General features: G+C 51.6%; 14 protein-coding genes. 1 reads left to right on the top strand and 13 read right to left on the bottom strand.

Features of this window, described 5'->3' with window-relative positions; all coding sequences use genetic code 11:
• Positions 1-121: 121 nt before the first annotated feature.
• The 4 genes from Q3886_RS02670 to Q3886_RS02655 all read right to left on the bottom strand — a co-directional run bounded on the left by Q3886_RS02670 (position 122) and on the right by Q3886_RS02655 (position 4,925).
• Positions 122-1,612, bottom strand: a complete 1,491-nt coding sequence (locus Q3886_RS02670; protein WP_301859618.1) for a glycosyltransferase family 39 protein — start codon at positions 1,610-1,612, stop codon at positions 122-124.
• A 14-nt stretch (positions 1,613-1,626) separates the two neighbouring features.
• Positions 1,627-2,562, bottom strand: a complete 936-nt coding sequence (locus tag Q3886_RS02665; RefSeq protein ID WP_301859617.1) for an NAD-dependent epimerase/dehydratase family protein — start codon at positions 2,560-2,562, stop codon at positions 1,627-1,629.
• A 187-nt stretch (positions 2,563-2,749) separates the two neighbouring features.
• Positions 2,750-3,442 carry a response regulator transcription factor gene (locus Q3886_RS02660; protein ID WP_301859616.1) on the bottom strand — a complete coding sequence of 231 codons (693 nt, stop codon included), beginning with the start codon at positions 3,440-3,442 and terminating at the stop codon, positions 2,750-2,752.
• Positions 3,420-4,925 (bottom strand): HAMP domain-containing sensor histidine kinase, encoded by a 1,506-nt coding sequence (locus Q3886_RS02655; protein ID WP_301859615.1) that lies wholly within the window; start codon positions 4,923-4,925, stop codon positions 3,420-3,422. Before Q3886_RS02655 ends, Q3886_RS02660 begins: the two co-directional genes overlap by 23 nt.
• A gap of 209 nt (positions 4,926-5,134) precedes the next feature.
• Here Q3886_RS02655 and Q3886_RS02650 point away from each other — a divergent pair, with 209 nt between their 5' ends.
• Entirely contained in the window at positions 5,135-6,739 is a 1,605-nt protein-coding gene (locus Q3886_RS02650) for a fused MFS/spermidine synthase (protein WP_301859614.1), read from the top strand.
• Here the strand turns inward: Q3886_RS02650 and Q3886_RS02645 are convergent, their stop codons facing one another.
• The 9 genes from Q3886_RS02645 to topA form a co-directional block, all read right to left on the bottom strand.
• Entirely contained in the window at positions 6,740-7,918 is a 1,179-nt protein-coding gene (locus Q3886_RS02645; protein WP_301859613.1) for an MFS transporter, read from the bottom strand.
• A 129-nt stretch (positions 7,919-8,047) separates the two neighbouring features.
• On the bottom strand, positions 8,048-8,785 hold the full coding sequence (locus Q3886_RS02640; protein ID WP_301859612.1) for a TVP38/TMEM64 family protein: 738 nt from the start codon (positions 8,783-8,785) through the stop codon (positions 8,048-8,050).
• Positions 8,786-8,800: 15 nt separating this feature from the next.
• The gene (locus tag Q3886_RS02635; RefSeq protein WP_301859611.1) at positions 8,801-9,676 is read right to left on the bottom strand and encodes a DMT family transporter; all 876 of its coding nucleotides are present in this window, start codon (positions 9,674-9,676) and stop codon (positions 8,801-8,803) included.
• A gap of 24 nt (positions 9,677-9,700) precedes the next feature.
• Positions 9,701-11,203 carry a threonine synthase gene (gene thrC, locus Q3886_RS02630; RefSeq protein WP_301859620.1) on the bottom strand — a complete coding sequence of 501 codons (1,503 nt, stop codon included), beginning with the start codon at positions 11,201-11,203 and terminating at the stop codon, positions 9,701-9,703.
• Between the two features lie 80 nt (positions 11,204-11,283).
• The gene (locus Q3886_RS02625; protein ID WP_301859610.1) at positions 11,284-12,507 is read right to left on the bottom strand and encodes a class I SAM-dependent rRNA methyltransferase; all 1,224 of its coding nucleotides are present in this window, start codon (positions 12,505-12,507) and stop codon (positions 11,284-11,286) included.
• A gap of 9 nt (positions 12,508-12,516) precedes the next feature.
• Positions 12,517-13,929 (bottom strand): ATP-dependent protease ATPase subunit HslU, encoded by a 1,413-nt coding sequence (gene hslU / locus Q3886_RS02620; protein WP_301859609.1) that lies wholly within the window; start codon positions 13,927-13,929, stop codon positions 12,517-12,519.
• A 17-nt stretch (positions 13,930-13,946) separates the two neighbouring features.
• On the bottom strand, positions 13,947-14,486 hold the full coding sequence (gene hslV, locus Q3886_RS02615) for an ATP-dependent protease subunit HslV (RefSeq protein ID WP_367881545.1): 540 nt from the start codon (positions 14,484-14,486) through the stop codon (positions 13,947-13,949).
• Between the two features lie 17 nt (positions 14,487-14,503).
• Positions 14,504-15,817: a methylenetetrahydrofolate--tRNA-(uracil(54)-C(5))-methyltransferase (FADH(2)-oxidizing) TrmFO gene (gene trmFO / locus Q3886_RS02610; RefSeq protein WP_301859608.1), complete on the bottom strand. Its 1,314-nt coding sequence runs from the start codon at positions 15,815-15,817 to the stop codon at positions 14,504-14,506.
• Complete coding sequence (topA, locus tag Q3886_RS02605; protein ID WP_301859607.1) at positions 15,807-18,080, bottom strand: type I DNA topoisomerase; 2,274 nt, start codon at positions 18,078-18,080, stop codon at positions 15,807-15,809. Before topA ends, trmFO begins: the two co-directional genes overlap by 11 nt.
• Positions 18,081-18,148: the final 68 nt, after the last annotated feature.

Genomic DNA, 18,148 nt, shown 5'->3' with positions numbered 1-18,148 from the left:
CTGCTTCATCATAGGTATCACTCCTTCGTTTGATTTATCTACAGTATACACGGTAATTGTCACAGTTGTGTAACAGCCACTTACCAGGATGAACACAGTTTATATCGTCTCCCGTAACCAGTTACACCGAAGCAGTCTGTTCATAAACCATCCATTCATCACACTGATACAAGAATCGCCAATGGCCAGGCACATTGGTTTCAAAGGATCTCCGTTCTGATTCGTGAATGACGGCAAAGACATTTCGATTCCTCGGAATAGCTTCTATAGCCAAGAAGGGCATTCTATTTTTTACGTTCCAGCTAAGCCCTTCAGGCCGGGCCGCGGCCAGTTCCGCTGCCGGTTTGAGACACTGGGCAACAAACCCGGAATAATAGGTAAGAGATACAGGATACCGGCCTCCATAGGACACGATGCAGGCATCAGGGTCTGCCGTCTGCTGCAGCACCTGGGCCGCACTGTACGCAGATGCATCCCGGCATAACGGTGCCGCTACAAACACCGTAAGCAGCATATATGCGGCGACCATGATGGCACTGACCCTTTGGACCATAACTTCATGATCTTTCAAATACGACGCAAAGCCAATGGCCACGGGAATCATATAGGGAAAGGTATAGGTCACGTATTTCGTGGCCATACACTGATAAAAGAGGACGACTACCAGTCCCCAGGACAGAAGAAACTGCTGGCGCATATCCAGCGATGTCAGGACATTTCGAAGGCCATACCGATGCCAGACGACCTTAAAACGCCGGGCAGGCTGATAGTGTCTGACCGCCAGGGGCAGCGTGGCGACCCAGGGCATCCAGCCCAATACAAAGATAACGATATAATAGTACCACACATCAAATTTTGGATGTTCCGATACAGTAGCCCGCAGAAAATTATGAACCCCTAAAAACTGAATCAGGAATTCACTGCCATGAAGCCAGTACATGGGAATATACCACAAACCAGACAGAACAAGAACCAGACCTATGCCGGAATACAATTTCATGTGAAAAAAGAGGGTGTTCATATCCCTGCGCAGGATTAAAAAGACCAAAATGATCAGGCCAGGCTGAATAAAGCCGACAGGCCCTTTCGTCAGCACCGCAATGGCTGCGCTGACATAGGCCGCGTAATACCACTTCGGCCGGTTTTCACTGTAGGCAATATAAAAGAAAATGAGTGATGCCGAAAAGGTGGCAAACAAGGTCATATCCGTAATAACGGCTTTGGAAATATAGAAATATTCCAGCGATGTGAGCAATACCAGGCCCGTAATGAACCCTGTTTTCCGGTCATATATGCGTGCTGCAAACCAATAGGCCAGACCAATGCTGATGACGCCAAACAAGGCAGAGAAAAAGCGGGCAGCAAATTCAGTACTGCCGAAGACGGAAAATGCAGCCATCAGTTCCCAGTAGAATAAGACAGGCTTATCATACCAGTACGCGCCAAAGATGCGCGGCGACAGATAGTCTCCTGATGCCAGCATTTCCTTTGCCGTCAGCACATAATTGGATTCGACAGGATCGGTAATAACGACGAGATGATTGCCAAAGAAGCAGACAATGGCAGCAGCCAGAAGCAATATCCATACAGGAGATGGTACAGCAAGTTTCATACCCAGCATCTCCTTTACTGGTTATACTGACCGGACAGATAGTACTGGTACGTCCGGGCAATGCCATTGGCCAGCGTCATAGCCGGCTTCCAGTCCAGCTGGGCAGCCGCTTTGTGACTGGATAGGACGGAATGGTAAATATCGCCGCTGCGCCGGTCGGCCATGACAGGCTGTATTTCTTTTTGACTCGTGTATCGTATCATAGCGAGTACTTCTTCCAGCGTAACAGCCGTTCCCGTACTCAGGTTGTACACCTCATTGACGTGCGATGTATACAAGGCGGCAATAATGCCAGTTACGATGTCACCGACGTAAATGTAATCGCGGGACTGTCGGCCATCACCGTATATCGTAATCGGAAGACCTGCTGCAGCCCGTTTGGCAAAGACATTAATGACCCCGCCTTCGTCGTCAATTTTCTTTCGTTCACCATAGACATTGGCAAAGCGAAGAATAACATACTCCAGGCCGTACTGCTGCTGATACAGCTGCAGATACGCTTCAGCCGTCCCTTTGCTGAGACCATAAAACGATACGGGCTGTCCCCGATAGGTTTCCGCAAGGGGCAGGGCCTGCTCCGGCGGATTGCCATACACGGCAGCCGAAGAGGCAAAGACAATGCGTCTGATGCCGGCCTGCCGTGCCCCTTCCAGGAGATGAACCGTGCCCATGACATTTTCATGGGTATCCAGTTGTGGATCGTTCAGCGACGTATCGACGCGGGTCTGCGCTGCCAGGTGAATAATGGCATCAAAATTTCCCCGCGCCAGAATAGTGCCGACCAGTGGACTGTTAACATCCATGCAGATATAGCCAGCCTGCTCCGGTATATTACTTCGCAGGCCGTGGCGCAGATCATCCATGACCCACACATCATGGCCCATATCCAATACTTTCCGAACCACATGGGAACCGATAAACCCGGCTCCTCCTGTAACTAATACACGCATCTATACCCTTCCTTTCTTTTTCCTGCCCGATTCCCCTGCTACTCTGTATCTGCAGGAGCTGAAGAAAGTATAGGGAGAAAACATAAACAAAGATTGAACAAACAGGTACAAAACCATAAAAAGGCCATAAATCTTGACGCAAAAAAAGAACAGCCTCTGCCGAGACTGTTCGTAAAGAATATGCCGTTTATTTATCGGCATGAAAGCGATAGCCCGCTCCCCATACGGTTTCAATATACCTGGGCTTAGCCGACGAGACTTCTATCTTTTCCCGGATGCGGTTGATATGGACAGACACCGTTGCCGTTTCACCAATGGCATCGGCGCCCCACACGCGTTCAAACAGCCTTTCCTTGCTGAATACGATGCCCGGATTCTTCGCTAAAAACAGCAGCAGTTCAAATTCCTTATTGGGCAGGACGATTTCTTTGGCGTCCAGAAATACGCGGTGCGAAGCTTCATCGATTTCCAGATCGCCGCAGCGAAGGACGTCGTGCCGCAGTTCCCGGGACGTAAGGCGTTCATAGCGGGCCAGGTGCGCCTTGACGCGGGCCACCATTTCATTGGGGCTGAAAGGCTTTACAATGTAGTCGTCTGCGCCCAGTCCGAGACCGCGAATCTTGTCAATATCTTCCTGCCGGGCCGACACCAGCAGGATAGGAATATTTTTCTGCTCCCGAATACACCGGCAAATGTGGAATCCATCCTGTCCAGGCAGCATAATATCCAGTAAAATCAGGTCCACATCCTGGCTTAGCGCCAGCTCCTGTCCTTCTGTGCCGTCTGTAGAGATGGTGACCGAAAATCCATTGGCTTCCAGGTAATCCCGTTCCAGTTCAGCAATGCCCCGGTCGTCTTCAATGATGAGTATATTCTTCATGTTCTTCCCCTCCTTGCCGCAGCGGCAATACCATACAAATCGTCAGTCCCCTGGGCGTTGTCTGCTCAGCCCAGATGCGGCCTTTCATTTCCTGCACGATCTGCCGGACCACAGCCAGACCCAGACCGCTGCCGCGGGCTACATTCGTCCTGGCTTTGTCTGTACGGTAAAAGCTTTCAAACAATTTCGGCAGTTCTTCTGCCTGCACGCCCCGGCCATCATCGGCAAAGGACAGCCGCACCTTCCCTGCGTCATCAGGAGAAATGGCAATGGTCAGGGAACCTTGGTCTGCTTCCTTATATTTTATGCTGTTTTCGATAATATTTTCCAGAACTCGCTGAAACTGCATGCGATCCATGGCAATGACAGCGTGATGCATCGTATCCGTCAGGTGAATAACCAGCCCGCGCCGCCGGAATGGCTCTGCCTGTTCTTCCAGATAATCGGCCAGATAGCCGCATACATCGACATTTTCCCAGTGAAACTGGACCTGGCCCAAATCAAATTTGGAAAAGAGAAACAGCGTTTTAACCAGACGGCCCATGGTTTCTGATGTTTCCAGAATCATCTGTACGTATCGGCGCCGTTTTTCCGGCGTATTGGCAATGCCGTCCATCAATCCATATGCATAGCCTTCGATTTTCGTCAGCGGCGTCGACAGGTCATGGGAAATACCGGCAATCAGTTCCTTGCGGTTGCGGTCATACTGATCCCGCGTATCCCGGGCCGCTTTCAGCTGGAGGCGCATCGTTTCAAAGGCCCGGCAGGTTTCACCGATTTCATCATTCTGCTCGGCCACGACAGGACGGTCCAGATTTCCCTGACTGATGTCATCGGCAATACGGCGCAGCTTATCCAGAGGAAGGAGGATCTGCAGGGCCAGCCAGCGGGACACATATAAGCCAATACCGATAGTCAGCAATATAGTCACCGCTACGAGCAGATAAAAGGCCCCTTTCAGAAGATCTTTCGAGCTGAGATCGATAAAGCCGCTTTCCCGCTGCATTGGGATGTCACCGGTAACAGCCAGCCGGACACCCGTTTCATTCGACACATACTGAAAGGCAAACTCCTGCTGCGACCAGACCAGGGACGTATCGCCGCCAGGACTGTTCGCCTTTGCCTTCGCCACCGTCTGCATAGGCTCCGTACCTGATGTGGCGTACAGAATCTTCCCATGCTGCAGAATTGCCACCGTAAGGCCCAGGTCTTCCAGATGATCGCTGGCCTGGCGGAGACGGCCCATATTACCGGAAAACTGATCTGCCCGCACGCGCAGACGGCTCAGCTCAAACTGCAGGGACATGTTGGGGCCGCTTTCCGGCCAGATAAAGGAAATAACCGCTGCCCTGTTGACGTTGCCAAACTGGAGAGCCAGAAAAATAGAGATGCTGACAGCCAGCAGAAACACAACGGGTATAAAAATCATCATAAAGTTCGAAAGGAGAAGACGCTTTCGAATAGACAAATCTTGTATTCTCATCGTATCCTCCTTTCATTGACAGAACAATAGCCGATACACAGGAATACAGGCAGCATCAGTATAGGCAGAAAACTTAAATAATTCGTAAACAAAGCAATACAATATGTAAAAAATCCAATCCCATCGGGCAGTCCTTTTATTTCCATATTGCCACCCCTGTTGTTCTGTGCTACATTGAAAGCAATACGTTACGAAAGTGAGGAACTACCATGTCATCATCTGCAAAACCGTCTATTTTAACCAGCCGCACCTATTTATATATGACAGAATTTTTTGCCGGCATGGCCGTCATGGCTGTAGAGCTCGGCGCTGCCCGCCTGCTGGCGCCCTACTTCAGTTCGTCTCAGATCGTCTGGACCATTATCATTGGCGCCATTATGATTGCCATGGCCCTGGGAAACTACTGGGGCGGACGAAAGGCCGATGCCAACCCGAATCCGGATCTCTTATACCGCAATATTATCATTGCCGCCCTCTGGATTGCCGCTATTCCCGTCGTCGGCAAGTACCTCATACCAGCCATTACAGGGCTCTTTATTCTGGCTGTCGACACGAATCTTCTCGTCTGTGCAGCCTTTACATCGTGTCTGATTTTATTCGTATTTCCTCTGTTTCTGCTGGGAACGGTAACGCCGTCTCTGGCCAAATACACGGTCCGCAGCCTGCAGGACAGCGGCGCTACTGTAGGCGCTCTCAATGCCTGCAATACGGTCGGCAGCATTCTCGGCACCTTTATTCCCACGTTTATCACCATCCCTGCCCTGGGCACAGCCATTTCCTTTCTGCTTTTCTCGTCCATACTGCTGCTCCTGGGCCTCATCTACTTCGTATCGGAAAAGCGGCGCCTTCTCTTTGGCAGCGTTTCAGCCCTGTTGTTTTTAGGCTGCACCCTATTCGGCAGCAGCGACAGCTTTGCGTTCTGGGAAAAAAATCTCGCTTATGAAGGAGAATCGATGTATAACTACCTGCAGGTTCGCGATACGCCGGAAGAAACAGTTTTGTCCACGAACGTCATGTTTGGCGTCCAGTCTATCCGGAAAAAAGAGCAGACCCTGACCGGCATGTACTATGACTATGCCCTGTTAGGGCCTGTACTGGCAAATGCAGCAGGGAAAAAGGATGCCAATATGCTGATTCTCGGCATGGGAGCCGGAACCTTTGCCTCCCAGTGCCGGCAATTTTTCCCTAACATGCATATTGAAGGCGTCGAAATTGACGAACGCATTACAGACCTGGCCCACCGGTATTTCGCCCTCGATCCGTCCATTCCGGTTACGACCTATGACGGACGTGCGTACCTGCAGGCAGCGTCACAGAAATATGACATTATCATGGTAGATGCCTATCAGGATATTACCATTCCCTTTCAAATGAGCTCGCAGGAGTTCTTCGCTCTTGTCCGCAGTCACCTGAAAGACGGCGGCGTCATGATCGTCAATATGAACATGCACAGCCGCGATGCCGGCGGCATTCACGAATATCTCCAGGATACCATTGCTTCGCAGTTTTCCCATGTCTATACTATTGATGTGCCGAATACGACAAACCGGGAACTGCTGGCAACGAATGACCCGTCTTCCCTTTCTGCCCTGACAGCCCGTATTCAGGCCCTGCCGGACCGTACACTATCCCAGTTTCTGCTGCAGGCTGCGCCCCATCTGTCCAGCTACCGCGGCGGCAGCCACATCCTGACCGACGACAAAGCGCCGGTTGAAGTACTGGGAATGGAGACACTGGATCGCATTATGGAACGGGAAATTGCGCCGTACCGCCGGCAGCTGCAGCAGGAAGGGCTGTCTGGACTGATGCAGTAGTCACGAATGAAGGAGACGTTTTTTCCGCTGCCGTTCCGGTCCCATGACATGCCACATGAAAAAGGCGGACACAGCCATACAGACTGCACCGGGAATGGGCGTATATGCCATGCTGCTCATATCTACAGTAAGACTGCCCAGGGCCGTGCCCAGAGCAACGCCCAGATTAAACGCCGTAGGACTGACAGCGCTGCCCATCATGGTCGTGCCGGGATAAAACATCATGGACAGGCGCATGAAAAATACCTGAGCACTGGCACACTGGATATAAAACATCATGCTCATGGCCAGCAAGATGACCAGACCTACTGGTGAGTAAACGAAAAGGGTCAGGAGAAGTGTCAGCACTGCCTGAGAAGCAACAACTGGCCACAGAATATAGAAGCCTCCCCGTTCTGCCATGCGGCCGCCAATGATGGTAGAGAAAATGGTTCCTCCGCCAATGGCCAGCAAAATCAGGCTGGTCCAGTGTGCATCTAACCCCATAACATCTGTCAGAAGGGGCGTAATATAGGAATACCAGCAGTAAATAGATGCTGCATTGCCAATGACGACGATAGCTCCTTTCTGGACGCGCCGGTCTTTCAGCAGCGTCAGTTCCCTCCAGACTGATACGGCCCGGACTTCACCCACTTTTTTAGGCAGCACTGAAGCCATGAGGAAAAAATCGAGAGCCGTCAGGACGCCCAGTCCCAGAAAGATATATTGCCAGGCAATATACTTCGTAATCAGACTGCCGAAAGGCAGGCCGAAGACAGCGGCAATGGAAAAGCCGGCATTCAGCCAGGCAACGACGGAAGCCATATACTTTCGCGGTGCAATATACGGGGCAAAGGCCAGCAGGACGGCAAAAAGCACACCGGCCAGAGATGCCAGAAACATGCGGTCCGCTAAAAACAGGGCGTAGTCGTCAATAAAAAATGCGGCAATATTCCCTGCAGCAAACAGGAACGTCAAGGTCAGGAGAAAGTAATACCGCCGAAACCGGCTTCCCCAAATGGATAAGACAGGTGTACCAACAGCATAAAAAACAGCAAAATAGGAAATTGCCATGCCGGCCTGCGTCAGTGAAACGGACAGAGAATCGGCAATTTCCGGAATGATACCAATAATAATAAACTCACACATACCGAGCATAAAGCTCAGGATTACAACAGAAATAACAGCACGGTTCCACATACGACATCCCCTTCTTTCCTGTCAGCCAAAGCTCACTTCACGTTATGCACACGATTATACATGGTTCTGCCAAAAAAATACAGTACCGAAACGTATATTTCGATACTGTATGATTTCCATGGTACACGGTTATACTCTGCCGCTGCCGTCGTGAAGGTCGTTGTGAATCTGCTGCAGCACCTTTTTGGCCTGGCGGCGCCGGTTCCAGTACCACAGCGCGCCGTACACGAGGACGACAAGAATCAGGATGATCGTCAGGCGCATGGAGTTATCCTGCCTGAGAATCACATCGTGTCCGACGACGACTTCTATGGCCACTGACGGAAGCTTGCCGATAAGGCAGCCAATGATGTAGTCGCGGTAACTGATATGACTGAGTGCTCCCAGGGCCGTTACCAGTCCGTTTGGCGAATAGGGCACCGCCCGGGCAATGGCCATGGCCTTCAGCGTGCTGTACTCATCGAGGCGGCTGAGCATGCGGCTCTTGGCAATAATGGCTTTCGCCTTCCGGCGAAACAGAGTCCGCATGAAAAAGAAGCTGATAACTACGCCAATCGTCTCTCCCAGCCAGGATACGACCGTTCCGGCACCGATGCCGAAGAGGACGCCGTTGGCTGCGGAAATAAAGATAGACGGCAAAAAGCCGACAATATTGATGACAATGTCAATGAGCATACTGACAGCCATAGCCCATATGCCGAACGAACGAAGATAGTCAATGGTGCCTTCCATATTGCCGCTGACCGACAGCTGCCAGATCGTCCTGTAAAAATCGGGGATCAGCAGATGAATGCCGCCCAGGACAGCCAGGAGAATAGCAAAAAAAGCCAGTTTAATATGCCCTTCTGAAAGGCCTTCATATTTCATAGCTGACAGGCCTCCTTAATGCTGGCGCACGACAGAACGGCGGGCAATGTTGTCGTGCTTGAGCTTGGTCAGATACATGGAGCCGCCAATAATGCAGAGACCGCCGACAACAGTCATGGCCGTAAGCATTTCATCAAAAATGACAAATCCCCACAGGGCATTGAAAAATACGCCAATATAGGCAACGAAGCTGACGACGACCGGATTGGCATAGGAATAGGCATCGGTCATCCAGATTTGCGCCGCTACGGTGATGATGCCCAATGCAGCATAGAGGAACCATTCCCACGAATTCGGCATCTGGAAATCCAGCCCCATGAGCAGCAGACCGGCAATGGCTGCGCAGACCAGAAAATAAAAGACGATTTCATACTGATGATGCCGTCCCGTTCCGGTGAGTTTGCTAATCGTCGTATAGGCCCCGGCAGCACAGATGGCCTGAGCCAGAACAAACAGGGAATAGATATTGAAGGAAGAAAAGTTCCACGGCCGTACGACCAGGCAGGCGCCGATAATGATGATGATCAGCGGTATGCCCGCTCCTTTGGGCAGGACTTCCTTCAGAAAAACAGCTGCAAAAATCATGACGAAAAAGGCAGACAACTGCGACAGTATCGATACATCTGCCAGAGGCATGCCGCGCAGTGCATAAAACACAAAGATCATGCCGGCCCCGCCGATAATGCCGCGAAACCACAACGTCGGCCGGTCCTGCCTGGAGAAATGAACATGCTGCAGCTTCATCATGCCCAAAATGAGGATAGCACTGAAGAAACCGCGAAAAAACGCGATTTCTCCCGTACTCATGGTATAAGACAATTCTTTAACGATGACGTTTTGAATACTAAAGGCCAACGCCGAAAGAATCATGTACATAACGCCTTTATTCAAACAATCACCTTCCCTGACACAACATTAGGCCCGGTCGTGAATCTGGTCCACAAAGGACAAGACAGCCTGCTTCATGTCTTCTTTCTGAATGGAATCATGGAAGCGGACCGGTTTGTCTTTCAGGTCTGCCAGCGGTGCCGGCAGGGCCATTCCCGTTACGCTGCTGATTTCAGCCAGCATGGCAAAGGGATCATCGTGCTGCGGCAGTGCCAGAGCTTCGCAGATAACGGGCGGGAACTTATAAGGATGCGCCGTAGCCATAATGACCGTATGACGGCCTTTGTCCAGTCCCTGTTTATGACGGTTCAGGTATACGCCATAGGCGACAGCCGTATGGGGATCGAGTAAATAGCCATAGTCGTTATATACGTGATTGATGACTGCCTTCGTTTCATCATCATCAATCCAGCCGCCTTCAAAGTCAGCCCGCAGCGCAGCCAGTTCGTCTGCCGAGACAGCCATTTTTCCCGTTTTTGCCAGGTCGTCTTCCCACTGCGCGACACGACCTGCATCCTGACCGGCTACGTAGAACAGGAACCGTTCAAAATTGCTGGACAGCAAAATATCCATAGACGGGCTGGACGTCGTGAAGAAAGGCCGGTTCATATCGTATACGCCGGTGTTAAAGAAATCGGCAAGTACCTTGTTCGTATTGGATGCGCAGATCAGCTTGCCAATGGGGATCCCCATTTTCTTGGCAAAATAGCCGGCCAGAATATTGCCGAAATTCCCTGTCGGCACGACGACGTCAAAAGGTTCGTCTTCGGCAATAGCGCCGTTATCCACGAGGGATACGTAGGTCGATACGTAATAGGCAACCTGCGGGAACAGGCGGCCAATGTTGATGGAGTTGGCACTGGAAAACAGCACGCCCTTGCTGTCAGCATAGGCGTTGACGGCTGCATTGGTAAACACCCGTTTCAGGAAGCTCTGGGCATCGTCAAAATTCCCGTAAATAGCCGAAACCTTGACGTTCTGCCCTTCCTGCTTCTGCATCTGCTGCTTCTGCATGGGGCTGACGCCTTCGCTTGGATAAAATACCATAATATTCGTGCCCGGCACATCTTTGAATCCTTCCAGCGCAGCTTTTCCCGTATCGCCGCTGGTAGCCGTCAGGATCAGGATTTCCCGTGTTTCTTTTTCCTGTTTTTTTGCCGCTGTCAGCAAATAGGGAAACAGCGACAGGGCCAGGTCCTTAAAGGCCAGCGTCCGTCCATGGAACAGTTCGGAAATGCTCGTATCGGCATCGATGGAATGGAGCGGCACAATCCGGCTGTCCCGAAAGGTCTGGTCGTTGTAGGCAGATGCAATCATCTGCTTACGTTCTTCGTCTGTAAAATTCGTAAAGAAATAAGACAGGACAACAGCGGCGATTTCCTGATAGGATTTACCAGCCAGCTGCTTATAAGTCAATACCTGTTCCGGAAAAGTTTCCGGAATATACAGTCCGCCGTCTTTTGCCAGGCCGTGCAGCAAAGCGTACGACGGAGACACGCATTCATTAGACCGGGTGCTTCTAAACTTCATCATCAAGGTCCCCCTTTATTCAGTAAGCATATACATAATGTATGGTTTATTATAGCATACTTTTGTGCGCTGCCCCAGAATCAGACGACCTGGAACAGATAAAATTTAAGGTAATCCGTTTCCGGCACATTCCAGAGGATCGGGTGATCCGGGGACTGCTGCCGCCCTTCGATCTGCCGCAAATGAACGCCTGCATCATCAGCGGCGCTGCGCAGCATGGTCCGGAACAGGTCATCCCGCATGAAGTGCGAACACGAGCACGTTGCCAGATATCCGCCCCGGGGCAGGAGCTTCATGGCTTTCAGATTGATTTCCTTATAGCCCCGCATGGCATTGCGGACAGTATGTCCCGATTTCGTAAAAGCCGGCGGGTCCAGAATGATAAAATCGTAGTCCCGCCGCTTCTCTTCGGCAAGAGCCGTCAGCAAATCAAAGACATTGGCCTGTTTGGCCTGTACGATCCCTTCCATCCCATTGCGGCGAATATTTTCCTCCGTCATGGATACGGCTTCTGCCGATATGTCCACAGCCGTCACCGATGCGGCGCCGCCTTTGGCGGCATTGAGCGCAAAAGCTCCCGTATGAGTAAAGCAGTCCAGCACATGGCGGCCGGCAGCAATGCGGGCCACAGCCAGGCGATTGTATTTCTGATCCAGGAAAAAGCCCGTTTTCTGGCCATTTTCTACATCTACATCATACAAGATGCCGTTTTCATCAATCGTCGTTACGACGCTGCCCGGAGCCGGCAGAAAATCAGCTTCAAACCAGCCCTTGTACTGCTCCATGCCGTCCAGTTCGCGTACGCCTACGTCGTTTCGTTCGTAAATCCCGCGAACGGCAACGCCCATCTCTTTCAGTTCGTCCACGAGGGCCCGGAAAATCACGGGCTTCACCTGATCCATGCCATAGCATAAAGTCTGGGCAACGAGGACATCGTTATATCGGTCCACCGTCAGGCCCGGCATCTGATCGGCATCGCCGAAGATGAGGCGGCAGCAGGAAAAGTCCTTCGGCCCCATGACGGTGCGGCGATACTGCAGGGCATAGGCGACGCGGCGGCGCCAGAATGCGTCATCGAAGCGGTCGTTCGTATTGGTCGATATGATGCGGACGCGGATTTTGGAAATATCATTGGCAAACCCCGTACCCAGATACCGGCCCTTGTCGCTGCAGACATCGACCAGGTCGCCTGTCTCATACGTGCCGTCTACACGCAGCACTTCTTCTCCGTATACCCAGGGATGGCCGCTGCGGGCAGCCCGTTCCCCTTTTTTCGTAATATACAGCTTTGCATATGGTCTCATAGTTTGTCCTTATAAAATATAGTGGCTCAAATCAACGTTCTGTACGACGTCATGCAGTTTGTCAGATACAAAGGCCTGGTTGATGACGACATGCTTGTCCGCCAGATCGGGCGCTTCAAAGGCCACGTCTTCCAAAATCTTTTCCAGTATCGTATGGAGCCGGCGGGCACCGATGTTTTCCGTTTCCACATTGACGCGATGGGCGTATTCGGCAATCGTATCAATGCCGTCAGAGGTAAATTCCAGTTCCACTCCTTCCGTTTCCAGCAGAGCCGTATACTGCTTGACCAGGGACTGGTTCGGTTCCGTCAGAATTCTGCGGAAATCGTCGACTGTCAGAGACTGCAGCTCTACCCGAATGGGGAAGCGGCCCTGCAGTTCCGGAATCAGGTCGCTCGGCTTGGATACGTGGAACGCACCGGCAGCAATAAACAGGATGTGATCCGTTTTTACCGGCCCGTATTTCGTATTGACCGTCGCCCCTTCGACGATAGGCAGAATATCCCGCTGTACCCCTTCGCGGGATACGTCGGGACCACCGCCGCCGCGATTCCGTTCGGCGATTTTGTCGAATTCGTCGATGAATACGATGCCCGACTGTTCCGTCGCTTCAATAGCTTTATCGACAATGACGTCCATATCGAGGCACTTTTCCAGCTCTTCTTCTTTGAAAATTTCCCGGGCCTTGGCAACGGTCATTTTCTTTTTCTTCTTTTTCTTCGGCATAATGCTGCCCAGCATTTCCTGGAAGTTGCTGGTCAGTTCTTCTGCCGAATTGCCCGTCAAAATCCCCTGGACCGGCTGGCTCTGTTCGCGCACTTCCACTTCGATTTCCCGTTCGTCCAGTTTATGGGCGCAAATATCGGCAAACATTTTCTGCCGGCGGTCCGACTGCGGTTCTTCCAGCTGTTTCGGTTCTTCTTTTCCTTTTTCATCGTCGTCATCATCGCTGGAAAAGAAAATATCCATAGGATTCGTTACCTTTTCCTTTACAGACGATTTTTTCGGCCAGAAGACCTGTAAAATCCGCTTATTCGCTTCTTCTTCGGCCTTTTCTTCATACCGCAGACTTTCCTGCTCCTGTACCATGCGAATGGCATTGGCTACGAGGTCACGGATCATCTGTTCCACATCGCGGCCAACGTAGCCCACTTCCGTATACTTTGTCGCTTCGACCTTGATAAACGGCGCTCCTACCAGGCGGGCCAGGCGGCGGGCAATTTCCGTTTTGCCTACGCCAGTCGGGCCGATGAGGAGAATATTCTTGGGAATAATTTCATCCTGCATATCTTCAGACAGATGCTTGCGGCGCCACCGGTTCCGCAGGGCAATGGCTACGGATTTCTTGGCTTCTTTCTGGCCTACAATATACGTATCCAGCTCGGCGACGATCTGTTTTGGTGTCAGTTCAATTTCGTTCATAATAGTCTCCCGTTCTTCTATATTTCTTCCACAATAACATGGTGATTCGTATATACACAAATATCAGCTGCAATGTGCAGGGATTTTTCCGCAATATCCCGGGCCGACAGATCTGTATTCTGCAGCAGGGCCCGTCCGGCGGCCAGGGCATAGTTGCCGCCCGAGCCAATGGCCGTAATGCCGTCATCCGGTTCGATGACTTCGCCGTTGCCGGAAATGAGGAGAATCCGGTTCTTATCGGCTACCAGAAGGAGTGCTTCCAGCTTGTGCAGGATCTTGTCGGACCGCCAGTCCTTGGCCAGTTCGACAGCACTGCGAACCAGATTGCCGTTGTATTCATTCAGTTTTTCTTCAAACCGGTCAAACAGGGAAAACGCATCGGCTACAGAGCCGGCAAAGCCGCTGATAATCTGCCCATTGTACAGACGCCGTACCTTCTGTGCCGTCGCCTTCATAATTACGGCATTGCCCATCGTAACCTGGCCGTCGCCGGCAATGGCGGTTTTCCCGTCTTTCTGCACTGCCACAATCGTCGTCGCATGGAACGACGTAGCCATCAGTTGTTCTGTCATCGTCATATAGTCTCCTTCACTGCATCAATTTCTTCCAGTGCCCGCTGTGCCAGCAGGGCATTTTTTTCTCGTTTCTTCATCCGTTTTTTTATACCCAAGGGCTCCATAATGCCAAAATTAATATTCATAGGCTGGAAATGGTCGTTTGGCCCTGTCGAAATATAGTGGCTCAGGCCGCCCATAGCTGTCTGTCGGGAAAAAGTCAGGCAGTCTTTCCCCTGCATCATCCGGGCTGCATTTACGCCGGCCAACAGTCCCATAGCTGCCGATTCCAGATACCCTTCGACCCCTGTAAGCTGTCCGGCAAACAGGAGCTTTCCGTTTTTGCGGTACTGCAGCGTCGGTTCCAGAAGAGACGGCGAATTGATATAGGAATTGCGGTGCATGACGCCGTAGCGAACGAATTCGGCCTGTTCCAGGCCGGGAATCATGGAAAATACCCGCTTCTGTTCGCCAAACTTCAAATGCGTCTGGAAGCCGACAATATTATACAAGGTAGCGCTGCCGTTATCCTGGCGCAACTGTACGACGGCATAAGGCACGGTGTCCGTGCCGGGAAGTTCCAGGCCGACAGGCTTCATGGGACCGAAGCGCATCGTGTCAATACCGCGGCCGGCCATGATTTCAATGGGCATGCAGCCTTCAAAGACGGCATCGTTCTTTTCAAACTCATGAAGTTCAGCACATTCTGCCGTCGTCAGAGCCTGCCAGAATGCTTCATACTCTTCCTTCGTAAAGGGGCAGTTCAGATAATCGGCGCCGCCCTTGCCGTACCGTGCGGCCCGGTATACTTTCGTCATATCCAGAGAGTCGACAGTCACAATCGGCGCCGCAGCATCATGAAAATGGAAATACTCCATGCCGGTCAGGTTCTGTATGGTCTGGGCCATGGCATCGCTGGTCAGCGGTCCGGTGGCAATAATGCAGATCTGATCGTCCGGCAGTTCCGTTACTTCTTCATGACGAACCGAAATCAGCGGATGCCTGGTCAGAATCTCTGTAACATACTGACTGAACGGCAGCCGGTCCACCGCCAGAGCACCGCCGGCAGGAACACGGGTCGCATCGGCTGCTTCCATAATCAGCGAGCCAAGGCGGCGCATTTCTTCCTTTAAGAGGCCTACGGCGTTTTCCACGTTGGCTGCCCGCAGGGAATTGCTGCAGACCAGTTCGGCAAACAGCTCCGTATGATGTGCCGGCGAAGACTGGGCTGGCCGCATTTCCGCCAGTTCGACGGGAATGCCCCGCTTTGCCAGCTGCCAGGCCGCTTCTGAGCCGGCCAGGCCGGCACCGATAACGAGTACGCTATTCTTCATGAACGACTTCTCCTTTTTTATGATTTTCACATTCTGGATTGCTGCAGAATATCTTATCTGGCCCTTTTTTATAATGTTTAACTACCATGATGCTGCCGCAGAGAGGGCATTTCTTATCGACAGGCTGATTCCACAGTACAAAATCACATTCCGGATACTCACTGCATCCGTAAAACAGGCGGCCCCGTTTGGATTTGCGCTTGATCAGTGTGCCTTTGCCGCACTTGGGGCATGTAATGCCCAGATCTTCCACAATAGCCTTTGTATTGCGGCATTCCGGGAAATTGGAGCACGCCAGGAATTTGCCGAATCGGCCGAATTTATACACCATCGGTGCGCCGCAAAGTTCGCAGACCTGTCCGGAGTCCTGTCCGGCAACAGTGACCTTTTCCATCTGTTCTTCAGCCACATCCATTTCAGGCTTGAAAACATCGTAAAATTCCTGCAGGACATGAACATACGTATCGGTCCCCCGTTCAATACCGTCCAGTTCTTCTTCCATATGGGCTGTAAACCCGACGTTAATAATCCGTTCAAAGTATTTTTTGAGCAGATCCACAATAATGACGCCCAGTTCTGTCGGGACAAACTGTTTGTCCTTCTTTTCCACGTAGTTCCGGTTCTGGATCGTATCCATAATGGGCGCATACGTACTCGGGCGGCCAATCCCCTTTTCTTCCAGCGTCTTAATCAGGCTGGCTTCGGTGTACCGGGCCGGCGGCTGCGTGAAATGCTGCGTCGGTTCGACACTCTGATTGTGGACCACTGTTCCTTCTTCCAGATGAGGAAGTTCAGCTGCCGTCTTATCTTTCTTTGCATCTTCATAGAGTTCCGTAAACCCTTTAAATACTACTTTATATCCGGCAGCCCGCAGTTCATACTGGCCGCTGTGAATCGTAATGGCCATGTGTTCCGTTTCAACGGCTTCCATCTGGCTGGCCAGGAACCGGTTCCAGATCAGCGTATACAGACGCAGCTGGTCGCGGGACAAGAAGTCCGCTACCTTGGCCGGCGTCAGTTCCAGCGACGTCGGCCGGATCGCTTCATGAGCATCCTGACTGGACTGCTTCGTCTTGTAGATTCGCGGCTTAGGCGGCACATATTCCGGGCCATACACAGAACGAATACGTTCCCGTGCAGCCTGAATCATGTCGTCATTAATACGCACCGAGTCTGTACGCATGTACGTAATGAGGCCGACATGACCATGGTCGCCAATATCCAGCCCTTCATACAGCTGCTGGGCCAGCATCATCGTCTTCTTGGCGCCGAAATTCAGCTTGCTTACACATTCCTGCTGCATCGTCGACGTTGTAAACGGCGGCTGGGGCTGACGCTTGCGGCGCCGTTTTTCTACCTTTTCAATCCGATCGGGCTCATGACCGGCAAGGCCTTTCTGCTCCCACTGCAGATCTTCTGCAATCTGTCGGGCCTGGTCTCCATCGCTGATATCCGCTTTTTTCCCGTCGATTTTGACCAGTTCTGCCGTCAGGGACAGCCCTTTTTCCGTCTTGTATACGCCGCTGACCGTCCAGTATTCTTCAGGAACGAAGGCCTTGATTTCTTCTTCCCGTTCGCAGATCAAACGAACGGCAACGGACTGCACGCGGCCGGCACTGAGGCCTTTGCAGACTTTTTTCCACAGCAGCGGACTGAGCTTATACCCCACGATACGGTCGAGGACGCGCCGTGCCTGCTGGGCGTCTACCTTCTGCAGATCAATGGGCTCCGGATCATCCATGCCGGCCAGAACAGCCTTCTTCGTAATTTCATGAAACATGACGCGGCATTTTTCCTTGGGATCCATTTCCAGCAAATGAGCCAGATGCCAGGAAATCGCTTCCCCTTCGCGGTCCGGGTCAGTTGCCAGATAGACATTCTTCGAGCGGACAAATTCATGCTGCAGCTCTTCAATAAGCTTGCGCTTATCCCACATATTCGTATACGACGGCGTAAAGCCGTTTTCAATATTTACGCCGAACTGGTTGCGCGGCAGGTCGCGAAGATGTCCGCGGCTGGCCATAACTTTATACTCACTGCCCAGGAAGCGTTCAATCGTCTTGGCCTTGGCCGGTGATTCGACGATGACCAGATTTTTCGCATTTTTCGGCAGAGGGTCCATCTTTTTCAGCGGCTTTTTATCCGGTAAATTTACGGTGCCGTTAATAATCATTTTTTCGCCGTCTTCTTTTTTCTTACGGCTTCGTTTCTTCTTTTTCGTATCATCAATGACAATGGTACGCTTAATCGGAAATTCCAGCATATATCTCCATCCTAACATTCCATACAGGCCAAATCACCTGCAGGAGGCTAAAAATTTATACTAAAGCT

Source organism: uncultured Megasphaera sp. (assembly GCF_958350005.1).
Taxonomy (GTDB): domain Bacteria; phylum Bacillota; class Negativicutes; order Veillonellales; family Megasphaeraceae; genus Megasphaera.
This window is presented reverse-complemented; position numbering and strand designations above follow the sequence as displayed.

Excerpts from the sequence above, each read along its gene's own strand:
- topA (WP_301859607.1), bottom strand. The coding sequence starts at position 18,080 with ATGCTGGAATTTCCGATTAAGCGTACCATTGTCATTGATGATACGAAA.
- Q3886_RS02640 (WP_301859612.1), bottom strand. The coding sequence starts at position 8,785 with ATGAAATATGAAGGCCTTTCAGAAGGGCATATTAAACTGGCTTTTTTT.
- Q3886_RS02660 (WP_301859616.1), bottom strand. The coding sequence starts at position 3,442 with ATGAAGAATATACTCATCATTGAAGACGACCGGGGCATTGCTGAACTG.
- Q3886_RS02670 (WP_301859618.1), bottom strand. The coding sequence starts at position 1,612 with ATGAAACTTGCTGTACCATCTCCTGTATGGATATTGCTTCTGGCTGCT.
- hslU (WP_301859609.1), bottom strand. The coding sequence starts at position 13,929 with ATGAACGAAATTGAACTGACACCAAAACAGATCGTCGCCGAGCTGGAT.
- Q3886_RS02645 (WP_301859613.1), bottom strand. The coding sequence starts at position 7,918 with ATGTGGAACCGTGCTGTTATTTCTGTTGTAATCCTGAGCTTTATGCTC.
- hslV (WP_367881545.1), bottom strand. The coding sequence starts at position 14,486 with ATGGCTACGTCGTTCCATGCGACGACGATTGTGGCAGTGCAGAAAGAC.
- Q3886_RS02665 (WP_301859617.1), bottom strand. The coding sequence starts at position 2,562 with ATGCGTGTATTAGTTACAGGAGGAGCCGGGTTTATCGGTTCCCATGTG.
- trmFO (WP_301859608.1), bottom strand. The coding sequence starts at position 15,817 with ATGAAGAATAGCGTACTCGTTATCGGTGCCGGCCTGGCCGGCTCAGAA.
- Q3886_RS02655 (WP_301859615.1), bottom strand. The coding sequence starts at position 4,925 with ATGAGAATACAAGATTTGTCTATTCGAAAGCGTCTTCTCCTTTCGAAC.
- Q3886_RS02650 (WP_301859614.1), top strand. The coding sequence starts at position 5,135 with ATGTCATCATCTGCAAAACCGTCTATTTTAACCAGCCGCACCTATTTA.
- thrC (WP_301859620.1), bottom strand. The coding sequence starts at position 11,203 with ATGAAGTTTAGAAGCACCCGGTCTAATGAATGCGTGTCTCCGTCGTAC.
- Q3886_RS02625 (WP_301859610.1), bottom strand. The coding sequence starts at position 12,507 with ATGAGACCATATGCAAAGCTGTATATTACGAAAAAAGGGGAACGGGCT.